The sequence below is a fragment of the Deltaproteobacteria bacterium genome (assembly GCA_016874755.1).
Lineage (GTDB): Bacteria > Desulfobacterota > Binatia > UBA9968 > UBA9968 > DP-20.
In genome coordinates, this window is the sequence record VGTH01000075.1 from 1 (window position 1) to 15,045 (window position 15,045).

Annotated in this window: 14 protein-coding genes; 11 read left to right on the forward strand and 3 right to left on the reverse strand. The window is 57.3% G+C overall.

Annotated features, from left to right (window positions below; genetic code table 11):
* Positions 1 to 199: 199 nt before the first annotated feature.
* From FJ145_25715 to FJ145_25740, 6 genes are all read left to right on the forward strand, one after another.
* Positions 200 to 1,483: an MFS transporter gene (locus FJ145_25715; protein MBM4264808.1), complete on the forward strand. Its 1,284-nt coding sequence runs from the start codon at positions 200 to 202 to the stop codon at positions 1,481 to 1,483.
* 12 nt (positions 1,484 to 1,495) lie between these two features.
* Positions 1,496 to 2,482 (forward strand): chromosome partitioning protein ParB, encoded by a 987-nt coding sequence (locus tag FJ145_25720; protein ID MBM4264809.1) that lies wholly within the window; start codon positions 1,496 to 1,498, stop codon positions 2,480 to 2,482.
* 32 nt (positions 2,483 to 2,514) lie between these two features.
* On the forward strand, positions 2,515 to 2,949 hold the full coding sequence (locus tag FJ145_25725) for a DUF4431 domain-containing protein (protein ID MBM4264810.1): 435 nt from the start codon (positions 2,515 to 2,517) through the stop codon (positions 2,947 to 2,949).
* 529 nt (positions 2,950 to 3,478) lie between these two features.
* Entirely contained in the window at positions 3,479 to 4,213 is a 735-nt protein-coding gene (locus tag FJ145_25730) for a hypothetical protein (protein ID MBM4264811.1), read from the forward strand.
* A 65-nt stretch (positions 4,214 to 4,278) separates the two neighbouring features.
* Positions 4,279 to 5,298 carry a hypothetical protein gene (locus FJ145_25735; protein MBM4264812.1) on the forward strand — a complete coding sequence of 340 codons (1,020 nt, stop codon included), beginning with the start codon at positions 4,279 to 4,281 and terminating at the stop codon, positions 5,296 to 5,298.
* A gap of 98 nt (positions 5,299 to 5,396) precedes the next feature.
* Positions 5,397 to 6,386 carry an ABC transporter substrate-binding protein gene (locus tag FJ145_25740; GenBank protein MBM4264813.1) on the forward strand — a complete coding sequence of 330 codons (990 nt, stop codon included), beginning with the start codon at positions 5,397 to 5,399 and terminating at the stop codon, positions 6,384 to 6,386.
* A 170-nt stretch (positions 6,387 to 6,556) separates the two neighbouring features.
* Here the strand turns inward: FJ145_25740 and FJ145_25745 are convergent, their stop codons facing one another.
* Both FJ145_25745 and FJ145_25750 read right to left on the reverse strand, forming a co-directional pair.
* On the reverse strand, positions 6,557 to 7,876 hold the full coding sequence (locus FJ145_25745) for an amidohydrolase (protein ID MBM4264814.1): 1,320 nt from the start codon (positions 7,874 to 7,876) through the stop codon (positions 6,557 to 6,559).
* Positions 7,877 to 7,996: 120 nt separating this feature from the next.
* Positions 7,997 to 8,809 (reverse strand): alpha/beta fold hydrolase, encoded by an 813-nt coding sequence (locus FJ145_25750; GenBank protein MBM4264815.1) that lies wholly within the window; start codon positions 8,807 to 8,809, stop codon positions 7,997 to 7,999.
* A gap of 158 nt (positions 8,810 to 8,967) precedes the next feature.
* Between FJ145_25750 and FJ145_25755 the strand changes: the two genes are divergently transcribed.
* From FJ145_25755 to FJ145_25775, 5 genes are all read left to right on the forward strand, one after another.
* Entirely contained in the window at positions 8,968 to 10,041 is a 1,074-nt protein-coding gene (locus tag FJ145_25755) for an amidohydrolase (GenBank protein ID MBM4264816.1), read from the forward strand.
* A 222-nt stretch (positions 10,042 to 10,263) separates the two neighbouring features.
* On the forward strand, positions 10,264 to 11,262 hold the full coding sequence (locus FJ145_25760) for an ABC transporter substrate-binding protein (GenBank protein MBM4264817.1): 999 nt from the start codon (positions 10,264 to 10,266) through the stop codon (positions 11,260 to 11,262).
* A 181-nt stretch (positions 11,263 to 11,443) separates the two neighbouring features.
* Positions 11,444 to 11,881, forward strand: a complete 438-nt coding sequence (locus tag FJ145_25765) for a hypothetical protein (GenBank protein MBM4264818.1) — start codon at positions 11,444 to 11,446, stop codon at positions 11,879 to 11,881.
* Complete coding sequence (locus FJ145_25770; protein ID MBM4264819.1) at positions 11,773 to 12,930, forward strand: amidohydrolase; 1,158 nt, start codon at positions 11,773 to 11,775, stop codon at positions 12,928 to 12,930. The genes FJ145_25765 and FJ145_25770 overlap by 109 nt, the downstream gene beginning before the upstream one ends.
* A gap of 25 nt (positions 12,931 to 12,955) precedes the next feature.
* Positions 12,956 to 13,972, forward strand: coding sequence for an ABC transporter substrate-binding protein (locus FJ145_25775; GenBank protein MBM4264820.1), 1,017 nt, complete (start codon positions 12,956 to 12,958; stop codon positions 13,970 to 13,972).
* Between the two features lie 48 nt (positions 13,973 to 14,020).
* Here the strand turns inward: FJ145_25775 and FJ145_25780 are convergent, their stop codons facing one another.
* A complete protein-coding gene (locus FJ145_25780; protein MBM4264821.1) occupies positions 14,021 to 14,836 on the reverse strand; it encodes an alpha/beta hydrolase in 816 nt (271 codons plus the stop codon).
* Positions 14,837 to 15,045 lie beyond the last annotated feature (209 nt).

Here is a 15,045-nt window from a genome sequence, read left to right on the forward strand (position 1 = left end):
GATTTCGAATACGGTGTGCGCTCCGCGTCGATATTCTTTCATCCGCAGACATTACCACAGCTCCGCCAAAACGTGCTAAAGCCGTCGCCTAAAGGCGAGGGCTTCAACCCTCCCAGAGTGGGACAGTAACACCCTGCAGGCAAAAAGTCTTGCCGCGCTTTGACAGCTAACGGCTATTCGTGGGAACAATAACAAACTTATGTCGGCAGAAGATTCCCAAACTGTGTCGCGGGTCGACACCGCCTCGGCCGCCGTCCACAAAAAGCCGCGACTCACCGACTCTTTGAGCGCGCTGCGCCACCGCAATTACCGGCTCTACTGGTTTGGTCAGCTATCCTCGGTGATGGCGCAAAATATCGAATTCGTCGCCCAAAGCTGGCTCGTCTTGGAGCTGACCAGCTCGCCCTTGCTGCTCGGTCTGACAGGTCTGAGCCAGGCGATTCCGACGATTGCACTTACGCTGGTCGGCGGCGTCATCGCCGACCGGGCCGACCGCCGGCGTATTATGGTCGCCGCCCAGGCGATCATCGCCCTGCTCTATTTCGTCCTTGCGACACTCGTCGCGACCCACACTGTGGCGCAGTGGCATGTCATGGCGATCGCTTTTCTTTCCGGCGCCGTGCGCGCCTTTGACCGGCCGAGCCGTTTGGCCCTGTTGCCGCACATGGTGCCTAAGGAAGATATTCCCAACGCGGTTGCCATCGGCGGCACGATCTGGCAGCTCTGCAAATTCACCGGCCCGGCCGCTGCGGGGCTTTGTATTTATCTCTTCGGTGTCGCTTTCACGTATTACCTTTGCTTCGCCGCGTCGTTCACCTCCTTGATCTTATGGATCATGCTTCGATTGGCGCGCCACATCGCGCCGACCGCCGCGGGCGGCCTTTTGCAGCACATGAGGGACGGTTTGAGCTTCATCCGCCAAAACGAAATCTATTATACGTTTATCGGCCTGACCTTTTTCAACAGCGTTTTCGGCATGTCCCACGTCACGCTGATGCCGATCTTCGCCCGCGACATCTTGCAGGTAGGCTCGCGCGGTTTTGGCTTTTTGCAAAGCAGCGCCGGCGCCGGCGCGCTGGCCGGAACTTTCCTTGCCGCCTACCTGTCGCATAGCGGCCGCCGCGTTTTGCAGACCGCCGTTGGCGCCACGCTATTTGGCACCATCTTGATGCTCTTCGCTTTTTCTTCGTCCTATCCGTTGTCGCTGGCGCTAGTCTTCGGCTTGGGCATGACCAGCCAGTTTTACATGACCTGCGTAAACCAGACCTTGCAGTTAAATCTGCCCGAGGAACTGCGCGGGCGCGTCATGGGCATCTCCGGCCTAGCCTGGGAACTGATGCCGCTGGGCGGCACCATCGCTGGAGGCGTTGCCGAATTTGCCGGCGCTCCCGTGGCGGTAGCGTTCGGCGGCGCCATGGTGGCTAGCACCGCGTTGGCGATCATCTTATCGCGGCAAAAAATGAAGCGTTTGGATAATTACTGAGTTAGGCGAACGATGGCCGAGAGAAAAGCAAAAAAGAAATCAGGCGCGCCCAAGAAGCGGCGCAAGCCCGCCGGCAAGTCATCGGGTCTCGAAGCTAGTGAATTGCTCTGCGGCACAAAACCGGAAAACGTTCAGACGCTGGAACGCGAAATCCGCTCCGATGGCGGCGCGCTCCTAACCTCCTACCGCGAACCCTTTGGCGGCCATTGGCTCGTCATCGCGGCGCTGCCCATCGACAAAGTCGAACCGACGCCCTATCAGCGCAATCTCTCCGACACCCACGTGCGCAAGCTCGAAGGCGTTATCGCCAAGCTCAGCCGCTTTCTCGACCCGATCGTCGCCGTGCGCAAGGAAGTCCGTGATAGCGCGACGCGCTACTGGACGCCCAACGGCAACCACAGGTTGTCGGCGATGAAAACCCTCGGCGCCAAAAGCATTATTGCCATCGTCGTGCCCGAGGCGGCGACGGCTTACCAGATCCTCGCGCTCAATACCGAAAAAGCCCACAACCTGCGCGAGCGCGCCTTGGAAGTGATTCGCATGTATGACGAGCTAGCCACCCTTGACGACGCCAGCGAAGAATCCTACGCCCTCGAATTCGAAGAAGCCGCGCTGATCACGCTGGGTCTTTGCTATCTCGACAATGGCCGGTTCAGCGGCGGTGCCTACCATCCGATCTTGCGCCGTTCGGATCAGTTCCTGAAAAAATCTCTGCGCCAAGCACTTGACACCCGGCGCGAGCGCGCCAAAGCTTTGATGAATTTGGATCGAACCGTGGTCGAGAAAGTCGACGCCCTGAAGGCCAAAGGGCTCACCAGTCCGTATCTCAAAAGCTTCGTCGTCGCGCGCATCAATCCACTGCGTTTCCGACCCAAAGAAGCCGCGCCATTGGGTTTTGACGAAGTGCTCGAACGCATGCAAAGCGCGGCAGCGAAGCTCAACGTCGACAAGGTAAAAGTCGAAGATTTAGCGAAATCCGGCGGCGCGCCGGAGGACTAATTATTGCCGGCAATTTTGCCGATAACGTGAGCATGAAGACACTTCTAGCCTTGCTCGCACTCCTAACGATTCTGCCGTCGGCAGGCCATGGCCAGCAGCAAGGTTGGTTTCACTACGATCCTTCGGTTAGTCGGATCCAAGGCAACCTGATTCAAGTCACCAAATACGGCAAGCCCACCTACGGCAGCGAGCCCGAAACCGATGAAAAGGTTGAGGTGCCAATTTTGGTGCTGCCGACGCCGATTCGGGTGCGCACCAACCCCGAGAGGCGCGACGCGCTTGAGCCCATGACCAACGTCAGTTTCGTCCAGTTGATCTTCCCGGACGACCCTGCGGGCAACCTAAAAAAATATCTCGACCAAACCATCGTCGTTTCCGGCACCCTCGCGCTCGGCAGACGCGGCGGACACTTCACAGACGTCGTGATGACGGTCAAAGTGGTCAATCCGACGGGGAAACCGCTTTAACCGCTGCAGGAACAATGCTCACTTGGGATAGGTCGGCACCATCTCGGGCCGATACGTCCACTGCATTCTCCCGTAAGAAGCAGCGAAACTCTCACCACGAAGACGCCAAGGACACGAAGCTCGGAGACAATTTTTTGATTCTCTTCCCTTACCTTCGTGATCTTCGTGTCCTTCGTGGTGACAATTTCCTCCCCCAGTTTTGCGTCTTTTGCGCTTTTTGCGGTTAAGCCTCTTATCCAATTCGGTTGCGGCTGCCGCGCTGGGTTCTTCGTGTTTGCGTGGTGCAACTGTTTCTCTGCTACGGCTTCCACCCTTTCGCCTGCAACTCCGTGCCTACTTTCCGCGCCATCGAAAAATCGAAAATTTCCCCATCCGCCCAACACCGATGAAAGCGACTTTGCCCACCTGGAGATTCATAACGCCGGATCATAGAAATTCGCGCCGACGTTGTCCAGGTTAACCCGGATCGCTTGATTCTTAGCCGGACTAAGTGCTTAGATTGCGCGAACTCAGCAGAGAGGCCACTTTCATGGCACAGGGCGAAAAAGAATATCTCGTCGGCACCGTTCGGCCGACCGATCGACCGGAAGCCGGCCAGGAACTCGATCTCGACACGCTGATCCCGGCCAAGATCAAGTTTCTCTCTTCGACTATGAACTTCACCCGCGGCACCGAGGAGGAGTTCGCCGCTTCCATGCCCGGCTATGAAGCCAAATCGGCGGAATTCGCTAAAATGGGCGCTAACCTGGTCCGCCCGAGCGGCGCGCCGCCGTTCATGCTGCTGGGCTATCAAAAAGAGCTGGAGCTAATCGCCAGCTGGGAGAAGAAGTACAACGTGCCGATGTGGACCTCGGGGCAAAATCACGTCAAAGCCCTGCGCACTTTGGGTATGAAAAAATTCGTCGGTGCCAGCTATTTCCCGGAAAAGATGAACAACCTTTTCGCCAAATATTTCACCGACGCCGGCTTTGAAGTGCTGGCCATGGAAGGCATCGGCGGCGCGTTTTTGGATGTGCCGAAAATTCCGCCGGAAAAAGTTTTAGAATTCATGCTCGGCGTTGCCAGCAAACATAAAAACGCCGATGGCATCTACATGCTCGGCTCGGCCTGGAAATCGGTGGAGATCATCGAGCGCTTGGAAAACCAGACTGGCAAGACGGTGGTTCACGCTGGCCCGGCGCGCGCTTGGGGCACGCAGCTTAGCCTGGGCTTGCGCCATTCGATCAAGGGCTATGGCCGGCTGTTGGCGGAGATGCCGGGCTGAGCCACCATTTTCACCGCGAAAGCACGAAGTTCAAAACAATCGGTTTTTAAGAAAGGAAGCGTCCTGTGAAAATTAAGGTATCGTTGGTTTCTTTGATTATTGGCTATCTTTTCAATGCCGCGGGACTTTTCGCAGCGGTGCCATACTACGAAGGCAAAGCGCTCCGCATCATCGTCGGCACATCGCCGGGCGGCGGCTACGACACCTACACGCGGCTTATAGGCCGGCATCTTGCCAGGCATATTCCGGGCAGCCCTTCTGTGATCGTTGACAACATGCCGGGCGCCGGCGGCATGCTGTCAGCGAACCATATGTTTAAAGTCGCCAAACCCGATGGCTTGACCATCGGCCATTTTGTCGGCGGGCAATTTCTGCAGCAGGTCCTGGGCCGGCCGGGCATCGAGTTTGACGCGCTGCAATTTGGCTACATCGCGGTCCCAGCGCAAGATAACTTCGTCGTGTCCCTCGCCAAATCGAGCGGCGTGACGAGCATCGAACAGTGGCTGGCCGCCAAGACGCCGGTCAAGTTGGGCGCCATCTCGCCGGGCGACGGCAGCTACGACACAGCGAAAGTCCTCGAAGCGGCACTGGGTCTGCCGATGCAGATCATTCAAGGATACAAAGGCACCGCGCCGATCCGCCTGGCAGTCAACAGTGGCGAAGTAGCGGGTTTGAGCAACTCCTGGCAATCGATCCGCGCCACCTGGCGCAAGGAGTTGGAGAACAACGAGATATCCCTCGTCGTACAGCTGAGCTTGAAGTCTCACCCGGACATTCCCAAAGTGCCGTTGGCGGTGAGCTTTGCCAAGTCTGATGAGGCGCGCAAAATGATTGCCGCCGTCGCCCAAGCGCACGGGGCGGCGGTACGGCCCTATCTCGTGCCGCCCGGCACGCGCAAAGACATTGTCGATATCCTGCGCAAAGCTTTCATGGATACCATGAAAGACCCCGAGCTGCTCGCCGAGGCGGCGAAAGCCAACTTGGAGTTCAATCCCGGCAGCGGCGAAGAGTTGGAAAAAAATGTTCGTGAATTGCTCAAGCTCGAAGCGCCGCTGGTGGCAAAACTGCGCGAAATTCTTAAATGATCTAGAGATTTTGGCGGAGCAAAACGGCACCGAAGCACGGTGGGTTAGGTCGCGGACGACTAACCCACCCTAGACAAACTTTTCTTTGGAGGGTGACCATGAGCAAACAACCTCGGCTTGTGCTCCTGACCATTTCCCTATTATTGCTCTCCGTCGGCGCTACCTCGGCTCAGGAGCGCATTCGCATCGCCTGGGCCGGCGCCAGTCCCGCCAACGCCGGCATCTGGGTTCTGCAGGAAAAGAAACTGCTGCAAAAATATGGTGTCGAGCCGGAGATCATCAGCATCAGCGCCAGCCCCATCGTGCTCCAGGCGCTGCTGGCCGGTGAAATCGATGTCTCGTCGATCTCGGTAACAACGCTGACTAGCTCACGTTTGGCCGGCGCCGACACCGTTATGATCCTGGGCATGGTGCGGACTTTCGTCGACCACATTATTACCCAGCAAAGCATCACAGCCCCAGAGCAGCTCAAAGGGAAAACGGGCGGCGTCAATCGCATCGGCAGCACCTCGGACATGGGCCTGCGCTTTGCGCTGCGGCGACTGGGCGTCGATCCCGAGAAAGATGCAAAGATCATTACCGCCGGTGGCAATCCCGAAAGATTTGCCTCGCTGACCAAGGGTGTTATCAACTTCACCATCATGCCCGAACCGTTTGTGCACCAGGCGTTGCAGTTGGGCTTTCGTCAGCTGTTCGATATTGGCACTCTAAAAATTCCGTTTTGGTGGAATGCCGTGCTGACGCGCGAAGCGATCGTCAAAGCCAAGCGGCCGCTGCTGCTAAAATTCACCCGCGCGATGATCGAAGCGACTCACTTCAACAAGACCAACAAAGAAGAAGCCAAAGCGATCTGGGGCAAGTACCTGCGTATCACTGACCAGACCGCCTTGGAGCGCGCCTGGCAGACCTACACCGCAGCCTATCCCGACAACCTGCTGCCCACGCCGGACGGCGTTAAAACCATGTTGGATGAAATGGCACCCCGCGACGCCAAAGCAGCGGCGGCCGATCCGAGGCACTTTGTCGATCCAAGTTTGGTGCGCGAAGTGGAAGCCAGCGGGTTCGTAAAACAGCTCTACAAGAGATAACGTTCAAGCCGTTCAAATCGTTCAATCGCTAGCGCTCCGTTCAACCCTCTCCTGTGTCCTCCCCCGCGACCGCGGGGGAGCAACGTTTCGGAGGTTGAAGAAGTTGTGAAGCCTCTTGAACGGTTTGGACGAAGCAAAGCGGTGGAACGTTTTGAACGCGTTCAGTCCATCTAAGCGAAGCGCGACATGGTCTGCGGCTTATACTCTTCCGGCGCTTTTGTGACAAACAACTCGGGCTCGATGCCGTAGAGCCGGCGCGCGTTGCCGCCGAGCATCTTTTCTCTGGCGCTCTGCGGCACCTTGTACTTGTCCATGTAGTCGATCGCTTCCCAGACATCCGAGGCGTCCAGGTGCGGCATGTCGGACGACCACAAGGCAATATTTTCGTACAGATCCCACAGGCGCAGGGTAATCATCTCGTCGCTTTCAAATGCGATGAAGCATTGTTTGTAAAATACATCGTGGGGATCGCCGATCTTCTCGCCGATGTGCTTGTAGAGATCCAAATAAGTTTCGGCTTTCTCCAGCACCAGCGGCAGCCAACTGGAATTGGATTCAAGTATCGCGACCTTGAGCTTGGGGAACTTCTCCAGCCAACCGGTCATCAAAACCACGCCGGTCCAGGTCATCGCTTCGGCCATAAAGCCGTATGCGGCATCCCCGGCCTGCTTCGAACCCATGATCTGCATGATGTTGGCGACGAACTGACCCGGCGAATAGACCATGATGTCTTCGTCGGAGAATAAGCGCTTGCGATTGGCGCCCATACGTTTGTCTAGCTCCGGCGACATCGCTTCGCCGCGCGACGGAAAAGTATGCATGCCGAGAACGATGCCTAGCTCTTCGAACTCCTTCCACAAGGGATCGTACTCGGGAAATGTCGGATATTTTCCCTGCGCGATAATCGGTCGGACCAGAGCGGACTTAAAGCCGCGCTTGGCGACCCGGCGCAGCTCCTCGATGGCATAGTCGACGCTCTGCGTCGGCAGCACCGCCGCCGGATAGAGCCGCTTCTTGTCGGCACTGCAATAGTCGTAAACCCAGTCGTTGTAGCCCCGCGCGCACGTATAGGCAGCATCGGCATTCTCTACCAGTGGCAGGTAGACAAAGGTCGACGGGAAAATCATTACCTGGTCGATGCCCGAAGCGTCCATGTCTTTGAGCCGCGCGTGCGGATCGCGCGCGCTCCGGTTGCGGCCGACCACCTCGTCCCACTCTTTCGTGCCGGGTTGGGTCTGGCCGATGATTTTTTTCGTAAGGCCGGGATGCCAGGTCTCGCCGGGATATTTCCAGGTATCGGGATCGCGAAAGCTAATGCGCGAATTGCGCACTAAGAAAAGCCGGTCGGCGTCGCGATAAAAATGCGTCTTGGCGAAGTCGCGATTCTTCTGCGGGATATATTTATCCCAGACCTCCGGCGGCTCGTAAATATGGCTGTCGCAATCGAAGACCGGAAAGTTCTTGGTACGGCCTTTGGCTGTGTAGGGCATGGCTGACCTCCGTTATTGCAATTGAATTATTCACCACGAAGGAGACACGAAGAGCACGACGGTTGGCAAAGATTCTTGTCAAGCTTCTTGTTGTCTTACCTTGGTGCGGTGCAAAATTTCTTAACCACCCTTAATAAACTCGCGCATGAGCTGATGCACTTTTTCCGGCTCGGTGTAGAAATAACTATGGCGCGCTTCAGGGATCAAAACCAACTTCGAGTTCGCAATCCCCCGCGCCAGGATATCCGCGCCGCTGCGGTGCGACATGTCGCTGACGACGAAGTGATCGTCGTCGCCGACAAAAATCAACGTCGGCACTTTGATCTCTTTCAGACGCGTGCTCGTGTCATGCTCCTGGCGTGCCTGCACATGGCGAAAGTAAAACTCCGGCGGGCAGAGGTTCGCCATGCGCACCTGGAGGTACTTTTCGATTTCGGGCATATGATTTCGGGCGTAGACCTCGGTCCAGCCGACGACGATCGTATGGTCGCGGACATATTTGACGTAGCCCCACTCGACCATTTCTGTGGCGATTCGGATAGGAATCCCCCGCTCGCCTGGGTGCGCCGCGCCGCTGGAGGCGAGGATCAGCTTGCTTACTTTGCGCGGATGGTTGAGCGCGATCAATTGCGCGACTCTCCCGCCCATTGAATGGCCGCACACCACCGCCCCTTCGAGCCCTAGATGATCGAGAACCGCCACGGCGTCCTCGGCGAACATTTCGGTGCTATATTTGACCGCAGGCCTGCCAGACAAACCCGTGCCACGGTAGTCGAAAATCACCACCCGATGATCACGGGAAAACTCCGGGGTTTGATAAAGATTCCAGACCGCGCCGTCGCAGGCGGTTTCGCTGAGAAACAAAAGCGGCGCGCCCTCGCCATGGGCCTCGTAGTAGATATCGACTCCGTCTTTGGATTTTGCGTAGGGCATTGATGAAATTCCTCGCAGTACTGCCTAGAAATAAACCAAAAGCAGTCGTCATGACAAGTGCCTAGCGTTTGGGGTCTAGCATCTCGCGTTGCCGATCCGTAACCTTGACGCCAGACCTTAAACGCTAAATGCGGTAGTCTTTCTATTGACAGAGGGGCATGGGCTTCCGTATTCAAGATAAGACAAAGAGGGAGGGAACAACGATGGCGAACCAATACGTCGACTGCGACGGTCATGTGATGGAGACCACTGACGAGATCATTCGTCTGGTTGGCGAACCATTCAAAACTACCGGCCATATGAATCCGCGGCGCGTTCTGCCGAGCATTGACCGCTTTCACACGCCGCGCTTGGAAGAGCGTAAACCGGGCACCTTCGATCCATCCGTTGGACCGGAAAAATGGGTGCAGTTTCTCGACAAGATGGGTCTGGAGTTCAGCGCGCTATTTCCCACCGAAGGCTTGGCCTACGGCCAGGTGATCTTTCCACCCTGGGCGATCGCCTATGCGAGAGCTTACAATGACTGGTTGGCAGCAAGATATTTGAAGTTCAACTCGCGGCTAAAAGGCATCGCTCTGATCCCCCTGCAGGATGTCGATGCCGCAGTCATTGAGCTGCGCCGCGCCGTCAAAGATCTCGGCATGGTCGGCGCCATGCTGCCGTCCAATGGACTCCAGCCTCATTTGAGCCACAAACATTTCTGGCCCATTTACGAAGAAGCCGCGAAACTCGATTGCGCCATGGCGGTGCACGGCGGCTGTTACGGCGATCTTGGATTCAACAGCTACACCGTTTTTCCGGCGACTCGCGCATTGGGCATGCCGGTGCCTCTGGCCATCGCTGCCACAGGCATGATCGTTGACGGCGTTTTCGACGAGTTCCCCACGCTGCGAGTTGGCTTCCTGGAAGGCGGCACCTGTTGGATTCCGATGGTGCTGGACCGGCTGCACCGCGAGCAGGAGTACGGCGGCCTGAGAATCAAGCGCAAACCGGTGGACTATTTCACTAGCGGGAAGATCTTCTGCAGCTGCGAGGGCAACGAAAAGGCATTAGCCTACGCGATCGAGCGCGTCGGCCCCGAGCCGTTCATGTTTGCGTCGGATTTTCCCCATGAGATTTCCCTTGACAATTGTTTGGAAGAAATCGACGAAATCCAGGTGCGCAAAGATTTGAAAGAAGAGCACAAAGCGTCGATCCTGGGCGAGAACGCGCGGAGATTTTATAAAATTTGAACGGGGTCTCGGAGAATGTCTCGCGCAGAGGCGCTGAGGGCGCAGAGTTCGGAATTATTCCGGTACGTAGGGGCGGGTCTGAGACCCGCCCCAAGCGCGTAACTTTATGTAGGTCGGGTTAGCGGAGCGTAACCCGACGAGTCTCACGGCATGAGAGCAAATCGAAGATGTTGGGTTACGCTGCGCTAACCCAACCTACTCTGAATATCGCAAGGGGTGGATATGGTTCGACGGACACTGCTACTTTGTGGGATCTTGTTTTTCCTAACCCTCGCGCCAGAGGCGGCGTCCGCTCTCGACAAAATCAAATTCCCCTACTCGCCCATCTCCTATCATTCGCTGCCGTTTCTCATCGCCCATGACGCGAAAATCTACGAAAAGCACGGGCTCGAGGTCTATCCGATCTTCGCCGGCGCGTCGTCGATGATCGTCCAGTCGATGCTCGCCGGCGAGGCAGACCTCGCGGGCATGGCCGGGCCGGCGGTCATCACCAACGTGCTGAGGGGCGGCGATGTGATCCAGGTCGCGGCGCTGGTGAAGTCGTTCAGCGTGCCGCTCTACGTGCAACCGTCGATTACGCAGGTGAGCCAACTGAGCGGCAAGCGCGTCGGCGTCACACGTTTCGGCTCGGTGTCGCATTTTACCGCCAAAGCGATTCTCGACCGCTCCAACGTGAGCGACGCAGTGGTCATCCAGACCGGCGGCTACCCGGAGTCGATGACGGCGCTCAGCACCAACGCCATCGCCGGCGCCATGATCCCCGCGCCGCAAAGTGTCGTCCTGCGCGAGAAGGGCTTTCGCGAGCTAGTCAGCATCAAACAGATACGCGATATGAACATCCGCTTCATCGAGCAAGGGATCGTCGCCCGGCGCAGCTTCGCCGAGAAGAATCCGGACGTGACCAAACGATTTATTCAGGCGGTGTCAGAGGGTTTGAAAAAAATGCTCGACGATAAACCGCTAGCGACCAAAGTCCTGGGCAAGTACACCAAGATCCCGCGCCAGAACATGCTCGACGAAAGCTACCAAGCCGCCGTCGACGCCTTCGCCAAAGACCCGCGCGTGCCAACGGATGTCTTCAAAGATTTGGCGGATCAGCTGGTCGGCCTAAAACTCATCGAAGCGCCGGCCGTGCAAAAAACCCCGCTCACGGCCTACTATGATAACCGTTACATCGATGAGCTGGAAAAAGCCGGATTCTTCAAGCGGCTTTGGCAATGACGCTGTTCGAGCGAAAGGCAGCACGCTTTAGATTCTGTTGAAATCCGCAGAATGCTTCGACAAGCTCAGCATGAACGGACCTTTTTGTGAGCGATTTCAGCCCTGGTTCCGTTCGTCCTGAGCCTGTCGAAGGACACCGAGTTTTTAACAACGGGGAACCTCACGAGTTGGAAAAGACGCCATGATTTACCACGGCGCAAGAGCTTCGATCTTCATCGCCTGCGCCATCATTTGTTCGGCGGCACGCCTCGCCCACGCCCAGAATCTCACCCCCATCCTGGTCGCCTACGCCGGTCAAAATCAAACCGTCGGTCCCATGTGGGTCGGTGTCGAGCGCGGCACCTTCCGGAAATATGGCCTCGACGTGCGCATGGTGCAGCTGCGCAACGGCTCGCTCAGCATGTCGACCTTGGCCACCAAGCACGCAGCGCGGCATAGCAGCAGCCGAGCGGAAGAATCTCGCGCAAAGGCGCAAAGACGCAAAGTTTTGGCGGGTGAAAAAGGATTCTTATGTTACAAGGCTTTCGTGTTTACGACGCTGACGCCCACGGCTCGATCAACCCAAGCATGTGGGAGAGTTTGCCAGAACAGTATCGAACGCGCCGGCCGCGGCCGGTGACGATTCATGATGACAACGGCCTCGGCAACTTCAACGCCGGTTGGTTGATCGAAGGCTCACTCGAACCGCATGCGCTCGGTCCCGGCGCGCAGCAGGCCAACACGCCGCGCAATGTCTTGGTCGAGTTCGGCGCTAATGCAACGCGCGAGCATTGCTCGGTGCCGAGCATGACGCTCAACGATCCCAAGGCGCGCCTGGCGGACATGGATCGGATGGGTTTCGACGCCCAAATGCTGTTTCCCAGCACGCTCTACGCGCACATGACGAGCGACCCCGGTTTCGAAGCGGCGCTGTGCCGCGCCTACAACCGCTTCGTCGGCAAGCAATGCGAAACTGCGCCGCAGCGACTCAAATGGTCCGGCTTGCTGCCGCTGCGCGATCAACCGCAGGCGTTCGCCGCCATCGAGGAGATGCAAGCACTCGGCGCCCGCGCCGCGGTAGTCTTCGGCACCGCCGGCGAGCGTCTGCTGTCCGATCCCAGTTTTCTGCCCATCTGGGACGAGTTCGCTAAGACCAAAATGCCGCTCTGCGTCCACATGGGCATGAGCTACCCGCCGCTGGCCCAGCTCGGCCGCTCGATCTACGACGGCCACATCATCGGCATGTCGTTACCGGCGCAGCTCGCCTTCATGGCCATCGTCGGCCACCGCATGCTCGATCGTTATCAGGATTTGAAGGTCGCTTTTCTCGAATTCGGTGCGGAATGGATTTTCTATATAGTCTCGCGTATGGATCACTATCTGCCGCTCGACCGCGGCGCCCACCCGTTCGGCTTGAGCATGCCGAATCCTGCCGACCTGCCGCGCTTGAGCGTGCGCGATTATGTGAAATCGGGAAGAATCTTTATGGCCGCCGAAGCCGACGACCGCATGCTGCACCAGCTTTTCGATCTCATTGGCGAAGATCATGTGCTATTCTCATCGGACTTCCCACACGGCGAAGGGCGTGAGAATGCCGCATTGGAAATTATCGAGCGCAAGGACTTGAGCGAAACCCAGAAGAAGAAGTTGCTGCACGACAACACGGTAAGGTTCTTTGGCGCACCTTGAGACGATTGAGAACCAAACATTGACAATGAAAAATGAACGGAGGACATCGATGCGCTCGGTGCTGGCATTCATCGCAGGTCTTTTTTTCCTCGCCTCTAGTACCCGAAATCTGCTCGCGGCGGATGCGCTGCGTAAACTTAATGTCGGCTATCCGTCGCACAGCGCTAGCATGTATCCGGTCTACGTGACCAAGGAAGCCAAGCTCTTCGAAAAATACGGGCTCGACACTCAGTTGATCTACGTGCAGGGCGTGCAGATGGTGGCCGTCCATGTCGCCGGGCAATTGGATGTCACGACGACTTCAGCATTGGTAACGTTGCAATCCTCCCTTGCCGGCGCCGATTTGATTTTTCTCGCCAACTCCATCGACATGCACTTGATGAAACTGATCGTTCATCCGAGCATCTCCGCCACCGCCGATCTCAGAGGCAAATCCATCGCGGTGACGCGCTTTGGCTCATTGACCGACCTGCTGATTCGTCCGGCGTTAAGCGGCTGGGGGCTCGATCCGAAGAAGGACGTCACGCTCTTGCAGATCGGCAGTCAGCGCGACATCGCCACCGCCATTTCTCTAAAAAAGGTCGACGCCGGCGTGCTGTCGTTCCCGACATCGTTCTTCGCCGAAAAGACCGGTCTCAAAGCGCTGCACGACTTCGGCGAGTCCGGCGGCGAGATCCCGACCACGACGGTTTCCATCAGCCGCGAATGGGGCCGCAAGAATCGCGACACCGTGCTGCGCTTTCTGCGCGCCTACACCGAAGGCCACAAGCGGCTGCTCACCGATCGCGCGTTAGCCATCCGCGCGCTCAAAAGATACGGCGGCATCTCAGACGAGGAAGCATTGAACCAAACCCATGATCTCTTCAGCACCAAAATCATCCGTAAGGTGCCGGCGATCACGACCAAGAGCATCGAAAACGCACTGAAGCTGCTCGCCGAGAGCAACCCAAAAGCAAAAGATCGCAAGCCCAGCGAGTTTATCGACACCAGCTACATGGAAGAGTTGGAGAAGAGCGGCTTTATCAAAAGCTTGTGGCAGTAGGGGGTTTCAGGTCCGCGCCCTCAGCGCCTGTGCGCGAGATAATCCGAACTACTTCTGCAACTTCGCCACAAACTCCCGCACCAGCGCATTGAACCGCTCCGGCTCATCGACGAAGAGTGTGTGGCCGGCTTCTTTGAAAATCTCAATCTGGGTGGCGGGCCGGTTCTTTTTCAAGTTATACGCCTGTTCTTCAAACTGCGGCGTGACCGCATACAGCAGTGGCTTTTTGAAGGCGTGGGCGATCTCTTTCCAATGGGTGCGCACAAACGGATAGGACAACAGCGCGATACTATCTTCCAACGGCATGCGCTTGGCGCCTTGGATGAGTTTCTGAAACTCACTCTCGGGCAACGGCTTAGCAAAGATGGCCCGCATAAATCCATCAACGACCTTGTCGCGGTCCTCGCGCAAGCTTTGCAGAAACGTCCCCTCCCCCTCCGGCTTGGGCTCCTCGCCCACCGAGCTGTCGACCAGCACCAAGCCGGCGAGCTTGTCGGCGCCGAACATGTGGATGTACTGCAGCGACTCGATGGCACCGAGCGACCAACCGACGAGCACGACATTGGCTAAAGGCTGAAGAAACTCGCGCAGATCGCTGGCGCGACGTTCGGCGGTGTAGCCAGAACGCGGGATTTCCGATTCGCCCTGACCGCGCGGGTCGAGGGCCAAGGTGTGATAGTCTTTGCCGAACTCTTCGAGCTGGTTTTGCCAGATGGCCGCTGGCATGGTCCAGCCGGTCAGTAAAGCAATCTTGAGTTTGCTGCTGGCGGCGTGCTCACGCCCGGCTTCCAGAATCGAAAGCGCGACGCCATCGCTGGTTTGGAAAGTGCCCCGGGTTATTTGTGTAGCGCAGCCTTGAGCCATCAGGACAAGACACGCTCCCAGAAATAATGCGCGCAAACTAATTGGCGTTGCGTTCCTTGTAGGCGTAGATCAAACCCGATTGACCCCCCTTCCAATGATAGCCAAAGGGGAACGGCAAATCCGGCGTCACCGCTTTGGTCTTGAAGGCGCTGTCTAAATCCTTTTGATAGCCCCACTCCATCGGCTTGATCGGCTTTTGATATTTGCCA